The sequence below is a fragment of the Sporosarcina sp. Y352 genome (assembly GCF_056786535.1).
In genome coordinates this window covers 306,494-327,784 of sequence record NZ_JBXCJE010000004.1, presented here as the reverse complement: position 1 = coordinate 327,784, position 21,291 = coordinate 306,494, and the positions used below count along the sequence as shown (strand labels likewise).

21 protein-coding genes and 2 riboswitches are annotated in these 21,291 nt (G+C 42.7%); of the genes, 11 read left to right on the top strand and 10 right to left on the bottom strand.

The features are described 5' to 3' along the window. Positions 1-218 precede the first annotated feature (218 nt). Complete coding sequence (locus AC1TO6_RS09165) at positions 219-1,763, top strand: CoA-acylating methylmalonate-semialdehyde dehydrogenase (RefSeq protein ID WP_482101296.1); 1,545 nt, start codon at positions 219-221, stop codon at positions 1,761-1,763. A gap of 38 nt (positions 1,764-1,801) precedes the next feature. Next, a complete protein-coding gene (locus AC1TO6_RS09160; RefSeq protein ID WP_482101295.1) occupies positions 1,802-3,160 on the top strand; it encodes an aminotransferase in 1,359 nt (452 codons plus the stop codon). Positions 3,161-3,214: 54 nt separating this feature from the next. Here the strand turns inward: AC1TO6_RS09160 and AC1TO6_RS09155 are convergent, their stop codons facing one another. Next, positions 3,215-3,850 carry a glycerol-3-phosphate acyltransferase gene (locus AC1TO6_RS09155; RefSeq protein ID WP_482101294.1) on the bottom strand — a complete coding sequence of 212 codons (636 nt, stop codon included), beginning with the start codon at positions 3,848-3,850 and terminating at the stop codon, positions 3,215-3,217. A 143-nt stretch (positions 3,851-3,993) separates the two neighbouring features. Beyond that, a riboswitch (SAM riboswitch) is annotated at positions 3,994-4,109 on the top strand. Positions 4,110-4,233: 124 nt separating this feature from the next. Here AC1TO6_RS09155 and AC1TO6_RS09150 point away from each other — a divergent pair. Both AC1TO6_RS09150 and AC1TO6_RS09145 read left to right on the top strand, forming a co-directional pair. Further along, complete coding sequence (locus AC1TO6_RS09150; protein WP_482101293.1) at positions 4,234-5,523, top strand: O-acetylhomoserine aminocarboxypropyltransferase/cysteine synthase family protein; 1,290 nt, start codon at positions 4,234-4,236, stop codon at positions 5,521-5,523. Between the two features lie 113 nt (positions 5,524-5,636). Beyond that, positions 5,637-6,623, top strand: a complete 987-nt coding sequence (locus AC1TO6_RS09145; protein ID WP_482101292.1) for a homoserine dehydrogenase — start codon at positions 5,637-5,639, stop codon at positions 6,621-6,623. Between the two features lie 40 nt (positions 6,624-6,663). On the opposite strand, the gene AC1TO6_RS09140 is transcribed toward AC1TO6_RS09145, so the two are convergent. From AC1TO6_RS09140 to AC1TO6_RS09130, 3 genes are all read right to left on the bottom strand, one after another. Next, complete coding sequence (locus tag AC1TO6_RS09140) at positions 6,664-8,154, bottom strand: BCCT family transporter (RefSeq protein ID WP_482101291.1); 1,491 nt, start codon at positions 8,152-8,154, stop codon at positions 6,664-6,666. A gap of 187 nt (positions 8,155-8,341) precedes the next feature. Further along, a complete protein-coding gene (locus AC1TO6_RS09135) occupies positions 8,342-8,572 on the bottom strand; it encodes an excisionase family DNA-binding protein (protein ID WP_482101290.1) in 231 nt (76 codons plus the stop codon). Between the two features lie 54 nt (positions 8,573-8,626). Continuing rightward, the gene (locus tag AC1TO6_RS09130) at positions 8,627-9,109 is read right to left on the bottom strand and encodes a QueT transporter family protein (RefSeq protein WP_482101289.1); all 483 of its coding nucleotides are present in this window, start codon (positions 9,107-9,109) and stop codon (positions 8,627-8,629) included. 7 nt (positions 9,110-9,116) lie between these two features. Next, positions 9,117-9,161, bottom strand: a riboswitch (PreQ1 riboswitch). Between the two features lie 114 nt (positions 9,162-9,275). Between AC1TO6_RS09130 and AC1TO6_RS09125 the strand changes: the two genes are divergently transcribed. The 4 genes from AC1TO6_RS09125 (at position 9,276) to AC1TO6_RS09110 (ending at position 14,113) form a co-directional block, all read left to right on the top strand. Then, a complete protein-coding gene (locus AC1TO6_RS09125) occupies positions 9,276-10,163 on the top strand; it encodes a DMT family transporter (protein WP_482101288.1) in 888 nt (295 codons plus the stop codon). 908 nt (positions 10,164-11,071) lie between these two features. After that, positions 11,072-11,761 (top strand): response regulator transcription factor, encoded by a 690-nt coding sequence (locus tag AC1TO6_RS09120; RefSeq protein WP_482101287.1) that lies wholly within the window; start codon positions 11,072-11,074, stop codon positions 11,759-11,761. Beyond that, entirely contained in the window at positions 11,739-11,915 is a 177-nt protein-coding gene (locus AC1TO6_RS09115; RefSeq protein ID WP_482101286.1) for a hypothetical protein, read from the top strand. The genes AC1TO6_RS09120 and AC1TO6_RS09115 overlap by 23 nt, the downstream gene beginning before the upstream one ends. Before the next feature lie 2 nt (positions 11,916-11,917). Further along, complete coding sequence (locus AC1TO6_RS09110) at positions 11,918-14,113, top strand: sensor histidine kinase (protein WP_482101285.1); 2,196 nt, start codon at positions 11,918-11,920, stop codon at positions 14,111-14,113. A gap of 153 nt (positions 14,114-14,266) precedes the next feature. Here AC1TO6_RS09110 and AC1TO6_RS09105 read toward each other — a convergent pair whose 3' ends face one another. Next, the gene (locus tag AC1TO6_RS09105; RefSeq protein WP_482101284.1) at positions 14,267-14,917 is read right to left on the bottom strand and encodes a CPBP family intramembrane glutamic endopeptidase; all 651 of its coding nucleotides are present in this window, start codon (positions 14,915-14,917) and stop codon (positions 14,267-14,269) included. A 311-nt stretch (positions 14,918-15,228) separates the two neighbouring features. On the opposite strand from AC1TO6_RS09105, the gene AC1TO6_RS09100 reads away from it, so the two are divergent. Then, positions 15,229-15,561 carry a hypothetical protein gene (locus AC1TO6_RS09100; RefSeq protein WP_482101283.1) on the top strand — a complete coding sequence of 111 codons (333 nt, stop codon included), beginning with the start codon at positions 15,229-15,231 and terminating at the stop codon, positions 15,559-15,561. Between the two features lie 86 nt (positions 15,562-15,647). Then, positions 15,648-16,121 (top strand): DinB family protein, encoded by a 474-nt coding sequence (locus AC1TO6_RS09095; RefSeq protein WP_482101282.1) that lies wholly within the window; start codon positions 15,648-15,650, stop codon positions 16,119-16,121. A 229-nt stretch (positions 16,122-16,350) separates the two neighbouring features. Here AC1TO6_RS09095 and AC1TO6_RS09090 read toward each other — a convergent pair whose 3' ends face one another. The 5 genes from AC1TO6_RS09090 to AC1TO6_RS09070 form a co-directional block, all read right to left on the bottom strand. Further along, entirely contained in the window at positions 16,351-16,983 is a 633-nt protein-coding gene (locus AC1TO6_RS09090) for a response regulator (RefSeq protein ID WP_482101281.1), read from the bottom strand. After that, positions 16,958-18,004, bottom strand: coding sequence for a sensor histidine kinase (locus AC1TO6_RS09085; RefSeq protein WP_482101280.1), 1,047 nt, complete (start codon positions 18,002-18,004; stop codon positions 16,958-16,960). Before AC1TO6_RS09085 ends, AC1TO6_RS09090 begins: the two co-directional genes overlap by 26 nt. Then, positions 18,001-18,702, bottom strand: coding sequence for a cell wall-active antibiotics response protein LiaF (gene liaF, locus AC1TO6_RS09080; protein WP_482101279.1), 702 nt, complete (start codon positions 18,700-18,702; stop codon positions 18,001-18,003). Before liaF ends, AC1TO6_RS09085 begins: the two co-directional genes overlap by 4 nt. A 101-nt stretch (positions 18,703-18,803) precedes the next feature. Next, positions 18,804-19,442 carry a PspA/IM30 family protein gene (locus AC1TO6_RS09075; RefSeq protein ID WP_482101278.1) on the bottom strand — a complete coding sequence of 213 codons (639 nt, stop codon included), beginning with the start codon at positions 19,440-19,442 and terminating at the stop codon, positions 18,804-18,806. Between the two features lie 15 nt (positions 19,443-19,457). Continuing rightward, the gene (locus AC1TO6_RS09070; RefSeq protein WP_482101277.1) at positions 19,458-19,808 is read right to left on the bottom strand and encodes a lmo0954 family membrane protein; all 351 of its coding nucleotides are present in this window, start codon (positions 19,806-19,808) and stop codon (positions 19,458-19,460) included. Between the two features lie 258 nt (positions 19,809-20,066). Between AC1TO6_RS09070 and AC1TO6_RS09065 the strand changes: the two genes are divergently transcribed. Further along, positions 20,067-21,215 (top strand): thiolase family protein, encoded by a 1,149-nt coding sequence (locus tag AC1TO6_RS09065; RefSeq protein WP_482101276.1) that lies wholly within the window; start codon positions 20,067-20,069, stop codon positions 21,213-21,215. Positions 21,216-21,291: the final 76 nt, after the last annotated feature.

Here is a 21,291-nt window from a genome sequence, read left to right as displayed (position 1 = left end):
AATATGTTGATTGGAGTAGGTGTTGTAAGGGAACTACATTCAATTTTGGACAAAATGTATAGTCAATGTGGCTTTGATTTTACAAAACGTAAAGCAGAAGTCGAAATTTCTATTAATATACTGATAAGGAAAAGCGGAATTCAGTTTAGCAATTTTAAATGCTCGAAAGGAATCGTGTTATCAATTTTTAAAAACGAAAACAGGGGGTTAATTAAATTATGAACAAGCTAGATCGTGTTGTAGGCGAAAATAAATCGGTGGACAAGCTATATCATTTTATTGGCGGGGTGAAATCGGAAGGGGCATCTGAACGTTATGGACCTATTTATAACCCGTCCACAGGAGAAAAAACTGCTGACTGCCCTTACGCAACAGCTAAAGATGTGAACCAAGCCGTAGAGGCCGCAGATAATGCTTTTAACACATGGAGGAAAACCCCCGTTGCAAAAAGGGTAGAAGTACTGTTCAACTTCCGGACGTTACTAATAGATGCAACTGATGAACTTGCTAGAACGATTGGGCGGGAAAACGGTAAAACAATTTCGGATGCAAAAGGAGAAATTAGCCGTGCAATTGAAGCGGTCGATTTTGCAATTAATGCACCGCATCTATTAAAAGGCGAGCATTCAACTGATGTAGGCGGAAACATTAACTCCTTCTCCATTAAACAGCCGCTTGGCGTTGTCACATGTATTTCACCCTTCAATTTCCCGGTAATGGTACCGGTTGCGATGACAACAATGGCACTTGTATGCGGAAACTCTGTTGTATTAAAACCATCTGAGCGCGTACCAAATTCTGCACTGTTCATATCGGAGCTTTGGGAAAAGGCTGGGCTTCCTGCTGGGGTATGGAGTGTGGTGAATGGTGATAAGGAAGCGGTGGATGCGTTAATCACACATCCAAAAGTGATGGCAGTCAGTTTCGTCGGTTCCACAAAAGTGGCGGAATATATTTATGAGGAAGCCAGTCGACATCATAAACGGGTAGCCGCATTCGGTGGTGGGAAAAACCATATGATCATCATGCCTGATGCTGATATCGATTTTGCAGTTGACTCATTCCTTGGGGCTGCGTATGGAGCGGCTTCTCAGCGTTGTATGGCCCTGTCTGTCGCGATGCCTGTTGGTAAAAAGACGGCCGACATATTTGTTGAGAAGTTAATAAAGAAAGTAGAAGAGTTGAGAGTGGGTTCGTATGACGATGAACAAGCCGACTTTGGGCCGGTCATCACACAACAATCCAAAGAAGCAGTACTCAAATCGATTGAAGACAGCTTACTAGAAGGAGCAAAACTCTGTGTAGATGGCCGTAATCCCGACACAGGCAAAAATAGCAATGGGTACTATTTAGGAGCAACTTTACTGGACAACGTTACACCGGATATGGAGGTTTATCGGCAAGAAGTGTTTGGACCGGCAAGGATAGTAGTTCGTGTAAACAATCTGGGTGAAGCGATTGATTTGGTAAATGGCCATGAATTTGGAAATGGGGTCACGATCTTTACGCAGAATGGTCCTGCAGCCCGCGAATTCACGGAGAAGGTTGAAGTCGGTATGGTAGGTGTCAATGTACCCATTCCGATACCGGTAGGCTATCACAACTTTGGAGGCTGGAAGCGTTCAAAATTTGGTGAAAGTCATATGTTCGGACCGGATACTGTTCGATTCTTCACGAAAATTAAAACGGTGTCAGAAAGATGGCCAGAAACTACAGATATCAAAAAAGGTGTTGCATTCGACTTTCCAAGTAATCGGAATTGATTTGTTACTACTATTGATGGAGAAAGAGGGATAAGAAAATGACAAAAGTGATAAAGGATACATCGTCATTAGTTGAAAAGGATCGTCAAAATATATGGCATCACATATCCGCCAACAATGAAAAGAATCCCCCGATGATCGTCGAAAGCGGAAAAGGGGCTTGGATCACCGATCATAAAGGTAATCGTTACTTGGATGGAATGTCTGGACTCTGGTGTGTGAACGTCGGATACGGGCGTGAGGAACTCGCGAAAGCTGCGTATGAACAGATGAAAAAACTGGCCTATGCACCTATGACCCAAAGCCATGAACCTGCCATTGAGCTTGCTGAAAAGTTGAATGAAATGCTAGGCGGAGATTATGTATTTTTTTATTCGAATAGCGGATCTGATGCCAACGAAGTGGCATTCAAGCTTGCACGCCAATACCATCAACAAAATGGGGAACCGTCACGCTACAAATTCATCTCACGTTACCGGGCTTACCATGGTAGTTCTATGGGTGCGCTCTCAGCCACTGGTCAAGCTCTACGGAAATATAAATATGAACAGCTCGTTCCAGGGTTTCTGCATATTGCACCACCTGATAATTACCGCAGGCCGGCAAATCAATCAGTTGAAGAATATAACATACAACGTGCGCTAGAGTTTGAAGAAAAAGTTATTTGGGAGCAGAAAGAAACAATTGCCGGGATTATTATGGAGCCTCTTATTACTGGTGGCGGAGTCTTGATCCCACATCCGATTTACTTGGAAAAAGTTCAAGAAATCTGTAATCGCCACGGCGTCCTTCTAATCATTGATGAGGTTATCTGTGGATTCGGACGAACTGGAAAAGCATTTGGCCATCAGCACTTTAACGTAAAGCCGGACATCATTACGATGGCGAAAGGGCTGACAAGCGCCTACTTACCGTTATCAGTTACAGCTGTGCGAAAAGATATTTACGAAAAGTTTGACACAGGTGAAGAAAATAGCCACTTCCGTCATATCAATACTTTTGGCGGGAATCCTGCAGCTTGTGCCGTGGCATTGAAGAACCTCGAAATTATTGAGAACGAAAGCCTTATTGAACGGTCTGCCGAGCTTGGTGAGCGTCTTCAAAAAGAGTTGGCAAGCCTAAAGCAGCACCCGTTTGTTGGTGATATCCGCGGTCTCGGTTTCCTCTTAGGAATTGAACTAGTTGAAGACAAGAAAACGAAAGAACCTGCTTCCAATGCGCGTGTCGCCAAAATTATCGGGGAATGCAAGGCAAATGGACTTATTATCGGAAGAAATGGCGATACGGTAGCTGGTTATAATAATATTTTAGCACTCAGTCCGCCATTGTCCTGTACTGACGAAGATGTAGATTTCATTATTGCTGTTGTAAAGAAAGTGTTTAAAGAAAACGAATGATACAAATGGGTAGAGGTGTGTATTCACCTCTGTTTCCTAATTGTTGGAAAACCCTTAGTTTTTAGATGTTTTCTTTTTAAAAACTGTAGAAACCTGTTTCTCGCTACGGTTTTTCATCCGACGGAAGTTCTCGATATGTTTCCAAATTGCGATGCCGAATAATAATACTGCCGCTATAATGGGCCCGTATCCTTCTGCCCAAACTGCCATCGCGATGAGCGTCACGTACAGCATCAGCACGCCAAACACGAGAAAGTCTGTTACTAGCGCCACGATGACAAATAATGCAAAACCAACGAGTCCAACCTTCCAGTCGATGGCGAGCAGCACGCCAATAATCGTGGCGGTTCCTTTGCCGCCGTTGAACTTCATATAAAACGGGAAGTTGTGCCCAATCACGGTTGCAGTACCCGCGAGGAATAATAGTAAAGCTACAATTTCTCCTGGAAGTCCTGCATTCTCTGCAAAATATCTCACAAATAGGACAGCTACTGCACCTTTACCGATATCGATTGCAGCAACCAGTGCGCCGAATTTTTTCCCGAGAACGATTGTGGCATTCGAAGCACCGGCATTTTTCACCCCGGTTTCTTTTAGGTTAACGCCCGAAATTATCTGTGCGACAACCGATCCATGTAAGCAACCGATGGCATATCCCGAAACTAGTACACTTGTAATCCATAACCACATAACCATTCCTCCAAAACATTGGTAAATTAATTGTAACATTAGAGGTAAACGCAAGGTTCAGAAAAATTATTTAATAATCTCTTGACTTTGTCTCGCGCTATCTACTATACTATGTCACAAGATGGAAAACTGAATGATACAAACTCTTATCAAGAGCGGCGGAGGGAATAGGCCCTGCGATGCCCGGCAACCGACAAGCGACCAGCTTGTAAAGGTGCTACTTCCTACAGATCGGTTCGATGGATCTGAAAGATAAGGGGAGGAAAAAGCGAAAGCGTAACCCTCTTCTTAAGCGAAGGGGGTTATTTTTTATTTCCAAAATACCCCCAGCGCCTCCGCGGATCACAATCAATTCCATCTAAAAAACTTTGGAGGTAATGACTTTGACAAAACTTAAACCCGAAACACTTCTTCTACATGGTGGACAAAAACCCGATCCTGTAACAGGTTCTCGTGCAGTTCCAATTCATAGAACTTCATCATTCGTATTTCGTGATACAGAACATGCTCAAAAATTGTTTGGACTGCAAGAAGCAGGCAACATCTATACGCGTATTACAAATCCAACCGTTGCTGTTTTTGAAGAACGTATTGCACTTCTTGAAGGAGGAACGGCGGCAGTTGCGTTATCTTCAGGAATGGCGGCTATTGCATTTTCAATCTTAAATGTCGCAGGCGCAGGTGATGAAATTGTCGCGGCAAGCAATTTATATGGTGGTACGTATAATCTATTTGCTAATACGCTTCCGCGTTACGGCATCAATGTAAAATTTGTCGATGTAACGGATCCTGAAAACTTCCGCGCAGCGATTACAGATAAAACAAAAGCTTTATTTGCAGAAACAATTGGTAATCCAAGTTTACATGTGCTTGATATTGAAGCGGTTGCGGACATTGCACATGAAAACGGTCTACCACTTCTTATAGACAGTACGTTTGCATCTCCATACGGTTCAAATCCAATCGAATTTGGTGCAGATGTCGTGATCCACTCTGCAACGAAATGGATTGGCGGACATGGTACAACAATCGGTGGAGTTGCTGTTGATGCGGGTACGTTTGATTGGACACAAGGACGGTTCCCAGGCTTTACTGAGCCGGATGAATCTTACCATGGCCTTCGTTATGGAATTGACACTGCAGGCGCGGCGTTTGCCACTAAGCTACGTGTTCAATTGTTGCGAGACTTTGGGCCTTGCTTGGATCCGGATAGTGCCTTTAACTTCTTACAAGGACTTGAAACACTGCATCTGCGTGTGACAAGACATAATGAGAATGCTATCAAAGTGGCAGAATTCTTGAAACAGCATCCATCTGTTGAATGGGTAACGTATACTGGGAACGAAGATCACCCATCATATGACCTTGCGAAAAAGTATTTGAAAAACGGCTTCGGCTCCATTATCGTTTTCGGCATCAAAGGCGGGCGTGAGGCTGGTCGAAACGTAATTGACAACGTTAAAATCTGGTCGCACGTAGCTAACGTTGGCGATGCAAAATCCTTGATCATCCATCCTGCATCAACGACGCACCAGCAGCTTGGCCCTGAAGATTTGAAAAAATCAGGCGTTACCGAGGAACTAATTAGACTATCGGTCGGTCTTGAATCAGCAGAAGACATTATTGCAGATTTAGCGCAGGCTATTGAAGCAGCAGTAGCTGTAACAGTATAATTTTTGGAAGAAAGATGGCTATGACAATCCTCTTAGTTTGTTACGCCCTATAGCCATTTAAGAGAATCTGAAAAATGGGGACTTGTTATTAAGCAGTCCATGGAGGTGGCGAAATGCCGTCAATCAAGGTTGCTCTACTCGGCTTCGGCACTGTAGGTGAAGGGATTTACAGAATTTTGAATGAAAGAAAGAATGAGATTAAGCAACAAACAGGCTGTGAAATCGATATAGTTGCCATCCTTGTTCGCGATATAGCGAAAGTACGTCTAGCAACACCAGGGGTAAAAGTGACGGGAGACATCCAGGACATACTGATGAACCCGGACATTGATTTCATCTTTGAGGCAATTGTTGGTGAGGAACCTGCTTATACGTATCTTTCAGATGCAATCGAAAAGGGCAAAAACATTATAACGGCAAATAAGAAAATGTTCGCGACACATGGCCCGGCATTATTGAAACACGCGGAATTCCGAGGCGTTCAGGTCGGTTATGAAGCAACTACAGCGGGTGGAGTACCAATTATCCGTACAGTAAAAAACTTGTTACCTGCAGATCGAGTACGACGAGTCAGAGGGATTTTAAATGGAACCTCAAATTTCATCCTGACAAAGATGCGGGAAGAGAAAGTTTCTTTTAAGGCTGCACTTATTGAAGCACAAGAGCTTGGTTATGCGGAAGCAGATCCGACTGACGATGTTAGTGGTAAAGATGCTTTTCGAAAACTGATGATTTTAAGTGCACTATCATTTGGTGCCCAGCCTGATTGGAGAGACATCCCGACTGTGGGAATCGATGGAGTTAAAGCTGAAGATGTTGCAGAAGCATTAAAGGGGAAACTTCGTTATCGGCATATCGCGGAGATTTCAATCGATGAAAAGGGTGTCTTGCGAGGAAGTGTGGGTCCGGTACTAATTGGTCCTGACAATCCGTTATATGGAGTCGACGGTGTTGATAATGCAATTATTGTTGAAACTGATTATCTAGGGTCCCTTACTCTTGTAGGCCCGGGAGCAGGCATGTATCCGACAGCGAGCGCATTGATCGGAGACTTCTTATATATGGTTGGACAACGTGAAAAGGTTCTTATCAAAAGTTAAGAAAAAGGCGATTCCATCTCAGGAATCGCCTTTCTTAACATTATTTCAAATTCATCAACTTTAATTCAGCTTTTAACGCTTTGAGCAACGCGACAACCATTAGCAGCATGACGAAAGAAAATGGCAGCGCAGCAATGATAATCGTATTTTGCAGTGCGGTGAGGCCGTTGACAGAAAGCAAAATCAGCGCAATTGTCGACTGGATAACACCCCAAATGAGCTTCACATTATTCGGCGGAGTCAACGAACCATTCGTTGATTGCATGCCAAGGACAAATGTCGCTGAATCCGCTGAGGTAACGAAGAAAGATACAATCAACAAAATTGCGAAGACTGATATGATGAACGACATAGGCATAACATTGAACATTTCAAAGATAGTTAGTTCTGTACTAGAAGCCGTCAAGTCGACAAGTCCTTTTTTCTGGATATCAATCGCTGTCGTACCAAATGCTGAGAACCAGAATGTAACCAGTAATGTAGGTGCAGCAAGCACGCCAATCATGAACTCCCTAATTGTTCGGCCTTTTGAAACGCGGGCGATGAACATACTGACAAACGGTGCCCAAGAAATCCACCATGCCCAGTAGAATATTGTCCAATCATCAAGCCATTTCCGGTCGGTAGAGTCCAATGGAGCTGTACCGAAACTCATTTGGATAAGGTTTGCAAAGTAACCGCCAAACGAATCAGTGAACATATTAAAAATGAGTAATGTTGGTCCGAGAACGACGATAAATCCAAGCAGTGCAAGGGTAAGAACAAGGTTTGTATTCGACAAGTATTTGATGCCCTTGCTTAATCCAGACCATGCGGACGCAACGAACAGAACCGTTATGAATGCGATGATGACAAACTGTGAAAAGATATTAATTTCAATATCAAATAAATAGTTTAGGCCTGCATTAATTTGAACAGCGCCGAAGCCGAGTGATGTAGCGACACCGAATGCTGTTGCGAAAACGGCGAGTACATCGACGAGAGTACCCCATGGTCCAACCATTTTTTTACCGAATATCGGCTTCAATGTTGCTGAAATTAATCCCGGCTCCCCTTTACGGAACTGGAAGAAGGCTAACGATAGCGCAATGATCCCGTACATGGCCCATATATGAATCCCCCAGTGGAAGAAAGACTGACGTAAGGATTCTTTGAAAGCTTCATCCGTATTTGGATCTTCCGAGGCTGGACTGATAGCAAAGTGTGATAATGGTTCAGCGGCACCGTAAAAGACAAGGCCGATTCCCATTCCGGCGGAAAACAGCATGGCAATCCAAGTGACTGTAGAGAACTGCGGGCGATCCGTGTCTTTTCCAAGCCGTATTTTACCGAATGGACTAACGATGAAAAAGAAACTGAGCGCTAACATGAATGACATGAGCAGCATATAGTACCAACCGAATGACGACGCAACAAAGTTTCTGGCATTCGTTGTGACGGCTTCAAAACTTTCGGGTGCGAATGCACCATATCCAACGGTCAATATGATAAGACCAATTGTGATATAAAAAACGTTTGATATTTTCTTCATACTTCCCCCTCGTGTTACTGGTAATGTAGAAACAGTTTTTAACTATACTAGCAAAATGTAATGAAAGCAACTGTGCGGTTAAATAAGTATTCCCGTTAATAAGCCTTTCCATTCGTGTTCAGGGACAATGCGGAGTACTCTATTTAAATGAAAATAGCTGAAAATCCATAGATTTTCAGCCGGTTTCTCAATCTTCATCTTTAATGTCGCGATCGGGTGGAATGGGTTCGTTACGCCATTCGTCAATTTGGTGTTTTAATGTTTCAAGCTGTTCTAAATAAAGACCAAACTGATCTTTGTTCACTAGAAATTGTTCGCCGTCATGGACAGAACGAATCCGTCCTTCTCTTACATACTTCTGAATTTGTTCGACGGGCATGCTAAGATATTCTGCAACTTCTTGAATGGAGATATACATCTAAGCCCTCCTTGGAAAATTCAGTTGAAGACAAAGTGGCGAGTGCTGTTTCGGTTAAATCAATTTCTTGAAGTTTAGACGTTTATTCAAAGCCAGCATAATCGGAATTCCAATTGCCATGACAACAAATTCACCGATTGCAACTGTTAACCATGTAAGTAGGAAAGGGAGCTCTAATGCTAGGTTTAACTCGAAAGCAATGATGAACATGGTAAAGGTGAAAACTAGTGTGTTGAAGACCATTCGCTTGAAAACTCCAGATATAAATTTAGCGGAAAATATCGTGATTGAAAGAGCTATAATTGATTGACTCACGCCGAAAAATAGATCATACATGCCAAGTGGAGAAAACAAGTTTGTGACGAATACTCCGAGCACAATACCAAAGAAGAACTTCTTATTAAACACTATAAGGTGGTTGAACAGCTCAGAGATACGAAATTGGATTGCTGAATAAGCCAGTGGTGCTATTAATAGAGATACGGCTACATATAAAGCGGCAATGATCCCGCTTATGGCCATTGTTTTTATTTTCATTACTTATTTCCTCCTAGTTTTTTAGCGTGGGATGGTTACGAACCACGTGTGAACAATTAGTGATTATAGTACATAGTTACTAGTCGTGTCAAGTGAACTTGAAATGTTGGAACTCTCGAATTAAATGGTATCTTCTATATATATAGGGAAAAGGAGCAGTTGAATCATGTCGCAGCGAATTGCCTACACAGTCGTGTTGTTAGGTGCAATCCTATGGGGAACAACGGGCACTGCACAAACGTTCCTCCCGCAAACCATCCATCCATTGACAGTTGGTGCATCACGGCTTGCGGTGGGTGGTTTTTCATTGCTGATTCTATTACTAATCATGCGTAAAATTGATTTCCGGAATTGGCCGTGGAAAGCTACGATTTACGCGGCTATTTCAATGGCCATTTTCCAGTATCTATTCTTTTCTTCTGTCAGATTAACCGGTGTCGCGATAGGGACGGTCGTTACCATCGGCAGTTCGCCTGTTTTTTCTGGAATCATCGAATGGTTCTTGTTAAAGCGCCGTCCGACATTTATTTGGCTTACAGCTACCGCTCTTGCGATTGCGGGGTGTGCACTACTATTTTTAAATAAAGACGGTATCGTTGTTAATCCAGTAGGTGTTTCGATGTCGCTTGGGGCAGGGCTATTGTTTGCCTTTTACGCACTTGTAAACAAAGAAGTACTTGAAAAAACGGATGCTGTACCTGCTGTTGCAGTCATCTTTTCTATTAGTGCGTTGTTGCTGATGCCATTTGTGTTTTTATTCGAAACGGATGGTCTGATTTCTACTCGGGGAATATCTGTGGTCCTGTATCTTGGAATAATTACGACAAGTGTAGCGTACATCCTGTTTTCAACCGGATTAAAAAGAATTCCATCGTCCTCTGCCGTTACCCTATCACTTGCTGAACCGCTTACTGCAGCTGTTTTGAGTGTTATTGTGGTTGGCGAGCATCTCGACGGAACGTCCTGGACGGGCATTGCTATGTTGCTAGGCGGAATCCTCGTATTGACGCTCAGTGGTAAAAAAGTGAAGAAGTCTAGCTTGTTAAATGAATAAACCCCTGGTATCCCTATCGGTATTTGGGAGGCCAGGGGTTTTTTGCCGATATATATGTTGAACAAATGAATACGGGAGGCCATTGAAAAAGTCACGAGACATGTGAATGAATTAGAAACTCTGCTAATACCGCTTGCCGCTTCGTGGTAGCTGGATAGACCTTGTAAGAAAGCGTATTTCTTTATCTATAATTGCGGAGGTGATTATTAAAAGTACCAACATTATAGTTAGATTCAGAAATCCCGCTAATACCGCTTTGCGCTTTGTGGATGCCTCCCGCGATAAGCCAGAAAGAAGACCGCTTTCAGTCTTATCGCTTCGGCTACCACGAAGTCGCGCCTTCGCTGGATGGTCTATGTAAGAAAGCGCATTTCTTTATCGGAGATTAGTGCAATCTGCAGTGCGTCTTTCTTCAATGAAATTAGTATCAAATAGTAATCACATTATAATCTCAGCATCTACATCTCAAAATCACACTTCTCTCGATTATGAACACATCAGCGCAGGCGCGGCAAAGGGGTAGCCGAAGCTCTGAGACTGGATGCGAAGCGCTAATCCAGGCTCATGGCGAGAGGCATCCCCAAAGCGCCAAGCGATCTACAAACCACACTCCAAACCGCACTCTCTCGATAATGGACACCCCAGCTTAGGCGCAGCAAAGGGGTAGCCGAAGCCCTGAGACTGGATGCGAAGCGTTAATCCAGGCTCATGGCGAGAGGCATCCCCAAAGCGCCAAGCGGTCTATAATCCACACCCCGAATCACAACTCTCTCATTAAATAGATTCAACGGGATTCTTTAATTGAACATATATAATCTGTTCTTAAGACTTTCTTCATAATTACAGTTGGTGAATGTTAAGATTTGGCGGGTACAATTGGTATCATAGAGAAAAGCGAGGTGCGGAAGATGGCGAAATTCACAGTGCTTGTAGCGGATGACGATCAGGACATCCGTAACGGGATTGAAATATATTTGAAAAATGAAGGTTATGAGGTACTGAAGGCGGCGGACGGTGTAGAGGCGCTTGAGCTACTGGAGTCGAATGATGTCCATCTTCTAATTCTCGATATAATGATGCCAAATATGGATGGTATTACAGCGACGTTCAAAATTCGGGAAGCGCGCAATATCCCGATTATCATGCTGAGTGCGAAGGTGGAAGACTCCGATAAAATTCATGGACTATCCGTTGGTGCAGATGATTATGTGACGAAACCGTTCCATCCAATGGAGTTGATGGCTCGTGTGAAGTCACAATTGCGTCGCTATATCCAATTTGGGACGTACGATGGCCAGAAAAAAGTAGAAATCGACGGGCTAGTTCTGGATGAAGAAGCAAAGGAAATCACTATTGACGGTGGCGTGGTAAAACTGACACCAATTGAATACAAAATTACAGAGTTGCTGATGAAGAATGCGGGGCGTGTATTTTCTATCAACGAAATCTACGAACGCGTTTGGAATGAAGCAGCGTACAATGCTGAAAATATCGTTGCGGTACATATACGTAAAATACGCGAAAAAATCGAAGCAGATCCGAAAAATCCGAGATATGTAAAGGTGGTGTGGGGCATTGGTTACAAAATCGAAAAATGACTGGGCTGTAGTTTGGTCAATCATCGCGATTGTCATTGCCGCTTTGAGTATCGGTTACTGTTTCTCCCACATCATTGACCTGGTCGGAAATGGAATGGAACGTTCCAGTAGGGCGATTGCTTACTTCACCCGGATAGTGAAAGGAAATGTGTGAATATGAAAAATAAACGAATGCCTCTTATTGTCTGGTCGATTCTTATCGCCTTGTTTTTAACTGCGCTTGTCTCTTTTATAAATACGGGTCCAAAGTTTATCGGGAATAGCTTTGTTGATACAGAGGATTTTAAATCTGAAATGGAGTATTTATACGATAAAATTAGTACAACCGTTTTGAATCCGATTGATGTGGAAAAGGAGAAAAAACAAATCAAAGTATCAAAGGAGGAAATCGACGAACATCGTGAGCGTTACGGCACATTGGCTGAACAAATTTCCAATATTACAGCCCAATATCAAGACCGAATTGAAGAAGCGAAAGCGGCTGGCAATGAAGTGTTAAAAACAGAACTGATTAAAGAGCAAGAGGTGAAAATAGATGATATTCGAAAAAACTTCCAAGATGATAAACATGTAGAGGCAAAAGTCCGTGAAGAAAAAGGAGAAGCGCTTGAACAATATGTAAGTGAAAGATTCAATGGTGTGGACGATTATAACTTCCGGTGGGTTGCCTATGAGTTGAAAGATGTGGAAACGGGTGAAACGTTTGCGTCCGGTGATGTCAAAACGCCCGCCGCCTACAAGAGAATGTACAATTCCAAGGAAGGGTACTTCAAGGCTAAGTCACTTCGAATAAAAAATGCTGATTTATACCAGTACACAGGAAACCATACTGGGGAATACATCGACAGTAACCGCTCAATAATCGGAAACCCAGATCGGACTTTCGAGGGTATTGTCGTCATTTCAAAAGGGATATCACAGGAAGGGTCTCATGGTCAACTTGCAGCCTGGTTTAACAAATCAAAATATATTGCCTATAGCACTTGGATTGTCGGGCTAATTGCATTAATCCTCCTGTTGACAAAGTTTCGTTTCAATAAGAACTGGGTGAAGGATAGAAGAGGGGCAGACTGGTATAGTCATTTAAAAATCGATGTAAAAGGAGCTCTGCTGGTTACAACATTGCTGATGCTCTATATTAATTTATTGTTTGTTGCAGACTATGCTTATTTTTATAGCCTCGAAAATTTGGTTATATATGTAATTTCTTTTGTTTTCCTTACACTCCTCGTATTTCTAACAGTGTTACAGCTGGTTAATTTCATGGAGCGAATAAAAGATGAAGTGGTGTTGAAACAAGAAATTAAGGATAGTTATAGTATGAGATTTATACTTGCATGGCAAGGGATGTTTTTGAATCGTTCAATTGGTGTTCAATCGTTCCTTCTATTAATTGGCTTTTTCCTAGCGGGCATCGGGTTTGCCGTCGTTCTTATGCAACCCATATTAATTATGATTTACATTCCACTTGTATTGTTTGCTGGGCTGCCATTCCTCTATATTTTCGTGAGAAGAACGGCGTATTTGAATCGTATTATTGTGGCTACTGAAGCGATGGCGAATGGACGCCTTCATGAGGAAATTAAAATCGAAGGAAAATCACCGCTTGCAGACCATGCGCGGAATCTCAATAACCTACGCGAAGGTGTCCGCAGTTCCATGACCGAACAAGCGAAGAGTGAACGCCTAAAAACGGAACTTATTACGAACGTTAGTCATGATCTTAGGACACCATTAACGTCCATTATTACGTACACGGATCTATTGAAAAAGGCAGATATCACAGCTGAAGATAGAACAAAGTATATAGATATTTTAGATAGGAAATCACAGCGTTTAAAGACATTGATTGAGGATTTATTTGAAGTTTCGAAAATGGCAAGCGGTAACTTGGAGCTTCACAAACAACGTGTCGATTTGACACAATTGCTTCAACAAGCACTTGCAGAACACGAAGAAGAAATTTCGAAATCGGGCCTTGATTTTAGGGTGAACTTACCAGAGTCTACGCTTGTTGCCTATGTCGACGGGAAAAGATGGTGGCGCGTACTGGATAATTTGATTGTCAACGCCATTAAATACACATTGCCGGGTACCCGTATCTATATTACACTTCGAAAAGTGGGAGATAACGCGGAATTCGTCGTGAAAAATGTGACGAAGTATGAGCTTGGTGAAAACACCGACGAATTGTTTGAACGATTCAAAAGGGCTGATGCATCACGCCAAACGGACGGTTCTGGACTTGGTCTTGCGATAGCACAATCCATCGTCGATTTGCATAATGGGAATATGAAAATTGAAGTAGATGGAGATTTATTCAAAGTAACGGTCGTCGTGGCGGCGGTTTAATAAATGGACAATGATGTGAGCTGTACGCAATGCCTTTACCCAAGGGTATTGCGTACGGCTTCTTTCTATTTGCGGATTCATTACGATTGAAATGGGTTTACGGCTTTCCTTTGGCGGGAATGATTAGGTAAAGTTCGCAAATTGATCATTCTTTCAATAGAAGTAAATAATATACACTCCAACAAGTAAAACACCGATATCTGCAAACATATGAACTGTCCAAGAGGGCAAAATGGTTCCGCTTTTTTCATTGGCCAACTGAAAGATCACTCCTCCCAACCAGAGTCCTGCAACGGCAACTACGAGAAGTGCTGGACTGAACCAAGGTAGAAAAATTGCGATATGGTAAATTGCGAACAGGAAGGATGGAACAAGAAGCCGGACTTTTGAATTGCTTATAATATTAGGCAACAGGCCGCGGAAGTAAAACTCCTCCAGTATCGAATTACCGAACAAGATATAGAATGCGATGAAAGTGAACACTGTAGCTGTTACACCAGCATCTTCTAAATCGCCAATAAGTTCATTGAGATTAATGAATGGCTTTAATAGGAGAAATGACATGATGATAACGGCCATTATTAAGATTCCCGAAGCGATTGCGATACCCATACTTTTAGAATCTGTACCGCGTAAGCGTAAGAATGGAAATCCAAACTTCCTATATAAAATGAGTGGAATCAGTAGAAATAGAACAACCTTCGCCATCGTTTTCCATATGTATTCAACCTCAAGACTTTGTTCAATCCAGATAAGAATAGCGATGTTGATTAATGGCATAGCAAAAAAAAGCGATTTCTCCAAAAAATCCCCACTGTTTATTGTAAATAAGACGAAATAGTGGGATAATGGTTTCACAGGATTCTGAAAATAGATTTGCGTCTCTTCAAGGTTATTTAGTGAATGAAGGGCATCATACGTTCAGAAATCCGTAATATATTAATCTTTTCAATGGGTTACTAGAATTACTACTAGCAATACTTGTGTTAACGATTGGCTATTTTTGATAGCGAAAGTTAAAGCAACAAGACTCAAAATAAAAAAACGAGAACCGTGCGAGGGGACGGAAAGCATATCCCGGTTCCCCGTACGAAGAGGGAGGATTTAAAGTAGATATGACAAAATCAGATGGCAATTATCCAAACAAAGACGATCTAGAACCAAATGTTAAAGGGATGTCTAAATCCGATGAGCTACCGCTTGCGGATCCTTCCGATTCAAATACATCGGAAGTTTTCAGAGAAAATGAACAGGAAGAGACGGGTGAGAACAAACCGTCTGCTTTCGCCGAAAATAAGATAAATAATACGAATACGGGTAATAATAAACCGGTATCGGGCGTAGGTTCTCCTAATAGCGAGGTAGATAAAGAAAAGAGCAATTTTGACCAGCATACACACGACAAATGGAACAAAGAGAAACCGAATGAAGATCCATTTAAACCATAATTAAGCAGCGGTCGCCCCTATATGGAGTGACCGCTTTGATTTCCCCCGAGGGTGCGATAGAGTAGAGGGGGAGAATTAAGAAAGGGATGATTATAATCGAAACATTGAATCAATTGAGATTCAGTCGTATATACACACTTGGCCGTGTAGCCAAAATAAGTGAAAAGGCATGGGACACACAACCTGCAGGATTCAGCAACACGATTCGCTGGAACGCGGGTCATATTTTTGTCTCTATGGAAACACTTATTCAAAAAGCAGTGGAGGGCTATGAGCTTGTTAATCCGGAATGGATTTCATTTTTTGTATCGGGCTCGACTCCAGAGAGCTGGGAGGGGAACATCCCTTCTATTGAAGAACTTCTCGTGGCGTTAGAGGAACAACCGGAGCGTATTATGAAAGCACTTGATGGGAAACTGAGCGATTCGTTACAAGAACCGATGTCAATTGGTCCTTTGCATACGATGGTAACAGTAGATGCGGTCGCTCAATTTGTAATTTGGCATGAAGGCGTTCACGCAGGCACTATTAACGCGTTGAGCCGCTTGGTGGGGGAATAATTATATAAGTAAGGTAGCCACTTAGGGACGGAGACTATCCGAATCTACGTGGCTGCCTTTTTTTATATGCCTGTCGCCTCTGAACAGGCGCTCTGCGCTTTTGATACGTCTAGCTCCGTGCGCCAGAGGCTCGGGTCATTAGTCGGTTTGGCTGTGCAGCAAAGGACGCTGCTTCGCCAACCCGTCTTATGCCTGTCGCCTCTGAACGGCGCCCTACGCTTTTGATATGTCAATTGACTAGTTCGTGTGTAAATGCATATATGACCGCTTGCGTCCGGTCTTGGACTTCTAGTTTAGATAGCAGGTTGCTGACGTGCGTCTTCACTGTTTTTAGTGCAATAAATAAATCATCTGCGATTTCCTGATTCGTTTTTCCTTTCGCAAGATGCATTAAAATTTCAAGTTCACGTTCCGTTAAGTCTTCATGCGGCTGCCGGTCCTTACCAGCTCGCATTTTTTGCATCATCTTTGTAGTTACTTCAGGCTCCAACACCGTCTGTCCTTTCAAAGTTTCACGAATTGCTCCCGCGATTCGCTTGGCATTTGAGGTTTTTAATATATAACTGAGGGCTCCGGCTTCTAGTGCGGGATACACTTTATCATCGTCTAAAAAACTTGTAACAATGACAATCTTCGCTTCAGGCCACTCTTTAATAATCTCCGCAGTTGCTTCTGCACCATTCATTTCAGGCATAACCATATCCATTAAAATAATATCGGGGCGTAGTGAGAGTGCTTTTTCTACTGCATCTCTCCCGTTTTCTGCTTCACCGATAACTTCCATATCCGGTTGAATCTGCAAATAAGCTGACACACCAATCCGGACCATTTCATGATCATCCACTAATAAGATCTTGATCATTCGATTCATCTCCTCTTCGCGCAGGCAATTTCACTTCAACAATTGTACCTTGGGATGGTACAGAAACAATTTTGCATGATCCCCCGATTTCAATTGCCCGTTCTTTGACATTTTGGAGTCCATAGGATCCGCCTTTTCCATCACTATCCTTGAATCCAATCCCGTTATCTTGCACGCGGAAAATGGCAAGGCCATCCCGTTCTACAAATAGTACATCGACTTCTGTTGCTTGTGCGTGGCGAAGCGTATTGGATAACGTTTCCTGTGCAATTCGGAACAAATGATCTTCCGCCCCTTTTGAGAGATTTACTTCTTCTAAACGAAAACGGATATCGAATAGTACTTTCTCTCTTAGTTCAACGAGTAGCTCTTCAAGTCCTTCTGTAAGTGATTTATTATTCAAAGCTGCTGGTCGCAGATGAAGAAGTAAAGCCCGCATTTCTAGTTGCGCCTGCTGTACAACGCGTTCGATTTGGAGCAAAGGTTTTTGTGCTGATAAGTCGTCGTTGTTTTCCGTGATAGCAGATATTAGCATCGATGCAGCAAATAGTTGTTGGGAGACGGAATCATGCAGTTCGCGTGCAAGCCGCTGTCTTTCTTGAATGATGCGCTCTTGGATAATTTTGTCTTGTGCTTCTGCTCGTTCATCAATAATCCGCTGCAAACTTTTTCGTTGCGTTTGAATGACAGTTGACACCGAACCAATTGCCCGGTCCATGCGTGGAGAAAGTTTCTCTTTTAAACTGACATCTTTTTCAGTGTCAATTAATCCAGTTAATCTCTGCTCGATAGCCTTCTCTTTTGAACTTCCTAAAGTACCACTCCATAGGGCTATTCCCCAAGCAAGCACAAAAATCGTATTTAAAACCCACCAACCAAGCGGAACCTCCGCAAATTGCAACTCGAAAAAGGCGAACCAACTTTCCTCCAATGGTAGGCCAAGGAGGAAGTAGACATACACCGCTGTAATGGCCAGAAGTAGAAGTGATAGCATAATACCGCGTCCGATGACTGCTTTCATTTTCTCGTCACCTCAACATCCCCGGCCCAAGTGGAAAGTGTAATGATGAGTTCAGGAGAATCAGGCATTTTGCCTTCATAACTGTCTTTCATATGAAGCGTTTCATTGATAAGTCGTTTTCGATGAATGCCAAAAATTCTGGCGTCACCAATTAATGTTGTGTAATGAATACGAACGGGAATTTCATAAGGTACCTCAATTTTAATTTTCCCAAATCCCTGTCTCACTGAAATTAAAGAGGTTCCTTTTGGTAGCACTGTATCTGTCACATCGATGTGAATATTGCTAAAGAACCCCTGAATGTGAATATCTTCCCACTCATAAGACGAAAACGGGGAGGATTGGACAGAAAATAATTTGTTTTTCCAAATGCCGTTCGGAGTTTCCTGTTGGATTTCTTTTAGCGGACGCATGATTTCTTCAGACGGTACGCCTTTCCATAACTTTACAAGGATATAGACAAGACTACCAAAAATGAGCAATCGTAAGCTCCACAATGTAAAAAGTGCGACCGCGATGAAGAAAAGTCCGATGAAAAAGAAAGGTTTTGAGCGCTTCTTCGATCCGTAATAAATAAATCCGGCACCAAGAAGGGCGAACACGATATTCCCGTTATGAAAGAATGCTGATTCGACAAATATGAGCAGCAGAAAGGTAAATCCCCAAAATGTAATTTTGCTCGTATTAGCTCGATCCATTTATTGCTCCTCCTTCTTGAGGTCAGATTTTTTGAAAAAAGGAAAAGGAAGGCGGGCAACTATTGCCATTTCCTGAAGACACCCTCCTCCTATAGTCTAGTTTACACAACTTCCGTCTCTTTTGCGGAACTTTTCTCTAATGATTGAAGTCGGCGGTCCATTGAAGACGTTTCGAATTCACGTTCAATCTTCCCACCAAGGTTTTCAATATACTTTTTCATCTCACCGATTGTGCCCATGTTACTGTCTGCATTTTTCGGTGAAATAACTTCGTCCATACGGTGATGGGCGCGCGTTACGTTTTCTTTGCCCATCAATTGTAGCTGACGCACTTTCATATCTTTTACTTTATGTTTCATCTCTTCGAATTTACGCTCTAAAGAGATTAATTCGTAAGCTGTCTCCATAACACTTTCAGATAGTTCTGCAGCACGTGTATCGTACGCGGAAATTTCTTCTTCAGCGAATGCGATTAGGTCTTGTTCACCAGCAACTATTGCAAGTTCAAGCTGACTCCGACGTTTGTCCGCCATTTTTTCTGCTTCTGACAATTCTTTTTGTAATTCAGTTTGCAGTGTGCTTTGTCGTTCAAGTAATTTCCCGATTGAATCAGTCTGTTTTTCAGCCTCACGAATATATTGGTTCAACATTGCGATTGGGTTCTTCGTTTCCTTTTTGTCGAATAGAGTATGGAGATCTGCTTGTACCGAGTATTTAAATCTATTCCAAAGTGAGTTCATTAATAGTTCCTCCTCTTATTTTGTGATGTCATTCCATTGGCGTTCAAAGTTTACAAAGGGATCGTTTGAAACATTACTGATGACATTGTTGTTTTCTGAGCCTTTCCATTTACGCCAAGCATACCAAACACCGAGAATTGCGAGGATCCCAATGAACGCTGGTACATTCGCTATAGCGCTTAACAAGGCGAGAATGAGTACGCCGCCCCAGAAAATTTTCGAGATTGTAGAATTACTTTTTCTGAAATAATGGAACCCTGCATATGCAATCAATGCAGAAAAGGCAAGTGCAAGAAGTGATCCAAGATTCACAAGGACGATAATTGCTGCCGTAATACCAAGTACTGCAAAACCAAGTTTCTTCATGTGTTGTTCCTCCTTTCGTTTGTAGCTTAATCTTATAACGATTTTACACTTGTCCAAACAGGCGCTGTACGGATTTGCAACTCGGTCTTAAGGCTGAGTTGATTTACTATAGCTATGGAAAATAGTAGGGATTTCATGTAAACTATCATTATGAGAATAATCTATGAATTTGGTAAGTTTTCGAAATAACAGTTGCGTGTAGAAACTAAAAATGGAGTGTCATTGTAAAGTCGCTTATCTGAGAGGGGTGATTAGGGAATGAGAGAAGTTGTTATTATTGAAGGGGTACGGACCGCGATTGGTAGAAGAAAGGGAAGTTTTGGAAATTATAGACCGGATGACCTCGCAGCGGTAGTGCTTGAGGAGCTTGTCATGCGTGCCGGAGTTGATAAAAGCGCTATTGATGACGTTATTTTAGGATGTGTGACGCAGGCAGGAGAGCAGGGCGGTAACATTGCTAGAACCGCAGCACTAATCGCTGGATTTCCTGTTCATGTACCTGGAGTAACAATCGATCGACAATGCGGTTCAAGTCAGCAAGCTGTGCATTTTGCGTCACAAGCCATTCTTTCGGGAGATATGGATATTGTCATTGCAGGCGGCGTGGAAAGTATGACGCGCGCTCCCATGAAGTCTAACATGGGAGAATCAAAACCAAGTCCAAAACTCATAGAAAAACATGAAATTATTAATCAAGGACTATCGGCGGAACGAATCGCTAAAAAATGGAATTTATCACGCGAGGAACTTGACCGCTTTTCATTCGAAAGCCACCAAAGAGCAATTCGGGCAATCGATGGAGGGAAGTTTGAAGAAGAAATCGTCTCTGTCGAAATCACGAGAGATGATGGTACAACTGAAATGTTTTCTAAAGATGAAGGGCCTCGTCCCGAATCGACAACGAAAGTGCTGGCTGGGTTACGAACAGTCTTTGATGAAAATGGCGTAATCACTGCGGGTAATGCTAGTCAAATGAGTGACGGTGCATCGGCGGTACTTCTAATGTCACAGGAGAAAGCGAATGAGCTTGGACTCAAACCGATTGCCCGCATTGTTGCGCGTTCTGTTGTAGGGTCTGATCCCACGTTAATGCTGACAGGGCCTATAGAAGCGACCCGGATAGTATTAGAAAAAGCGGGTCTTTCAATAGAAGATATGGATACGTATGAAGTGAACGAAGCATTTGCACCAGTTCCACTAGCTTGGCTGAAAGAAACCGGGGGAAATCCTAAGAAATTGAATCCGAACGGCGGTGCCATTGCACTTGGCCATCCGCTTGGCGCGACTGGAACGAAATTGCTCGTATCAATGATCCATGAACTAAAACGGACAGAAGGCCGATACGGATTGCTCGCGGTTTGCGAAGGAATGGGTATGGCTAACGCTACAATTATCGAACGGATTTAACAGGGAGGAATGAAGTTCAATCCTTCCACCCTGTAGGCCTCAAGCTCAATTCAAAATCTTGACGTAATCACACCGA

Bases quoted from the DNA above. Each gene is read 5' to 3' on its own strand.
- AC1TO6_RS09070 (WP_482101277.1), bottom strand. From the start codon at position 19,808: ATGAAGAAACTTGGTTTTGCAGTACTTGGTATTACGGCAGCAATTATC.
- liaF (WP_482101279.1), bottom strand. From the start codon at position 18,702: ATGGATCGAGCTAATACGAGCAAAATTACATTTTGGGGATTTACCTTT.
- AC1TO6_RS09140 (WP_482101291.1), bottom strand. From the start codon at position 8,154: ATGAAGAAAATATCAAACGTTTTTTATATCACAATTGGTCTTATCATA.
- AC1TO6_RS09130 (WP_482101289.1), bottom strand. From the start codon at position 9,109: ATGAAAATAAAAACAATGGCCATAAGCGGGATCATTGCCGCTTTATAT.
- AC1TO6_RS09065 (WP_482101276.1), top strand. From the start codon at position 20,067: ATGAGAGAAGTTGTTATTATTGAAGGGGTACGGACCGCGATTGGTAGA.
- AC1TO6_RS09135 (WP_482101290.1), bottom strand. From the start codon at position 8,572: ATGTATATCTCCATTCAAGAAGTTGCAGAATATCTTAGCATGCCCGTC.
- AC1TO6_RS09100 (WP_482101283.1), top strand. From the start codon at position 15,229: ATGACAAAATCAGATGGCAATTATCCAAACAAAGACGATCTAGAACCA.
- AC1TO6_RS09075 (WP_482101278.1), bottom strand. From the start codon at position 19,442: ATGAACTCACTTTGGAATAGATTTAAATACTCGGTACAAGCAGATCTC.
- AC1TO6_RS09145 (WP_482101292.1), top strand. From the start codon at position 5,637: ATGCCGTCAATCAAGGTTGCTCTACTCGGCTTCGGCACTGTAGGTGAA.
- AC1TO6_RS09165 (WP_482101296.1), top strand. From the start codon at position 219: ATGAACAAGCTAGATCGTGTTGTAGGCGAAAATAAATCGGTGGACAAG.
- AC1TO6_RS09095 (WP_482101282.1), top strand. From the start codon at position 15,648: ATGATTATAATCGAAACATTGAATCAATTGAGATTCAGTCGTATATAC.
- AC1TO6_RS09125 (WP_482101288.1), top strand. From the start codon at position 9,276: ATGTCGCAGCGAATTGCCTACACAGTCGTGTTGTTAGGTGCAATCCTA.
- AC1TO6_RS09155 (WP_482101294.1), bottom strand. From the start codon at position 3,850: ATGTGGTTATGGATTACAAGTGTACTAGTTTCGGGATATGCCATCGGT.
- AC1TO6_RS09160 (WP_482101295.1), top strand. From the start codon at position 1,802: ATGACAAAAGTGATAAAGGATACATCGTCATTAGTTGAAAAGGATCGT.
- AC1TO6_RS09110 (WP_482101285.1), top strand. From the start codon at position 11,918: ATGAAAAATAAACGAATGCCTCTTATTGTCTGGTCGATTCTTATCGCC.
- AC1TO6_RS09090 (WP_482101281.1), bottom strand. From the start codon at position 16,983: ATGATCAAGATCTTATTAGTGGATGATCATGAAATGGTCCGGATTGGT.
- AC1TO6_RS09120 (WP_482101287.1), top strand. From the start codon at position 11,072: ATGGCGAAATTCACAGTGCTTGTAGCGGATGACGATCAGGACATCCGT.
- AC1TO6_RS09085 (WP_482101280.1), bottom strand. From the start codon at position 18,004: ATGAAAGCAGTCATCGGACGCGGTATTATGCTATCACTTCTACTTCTG.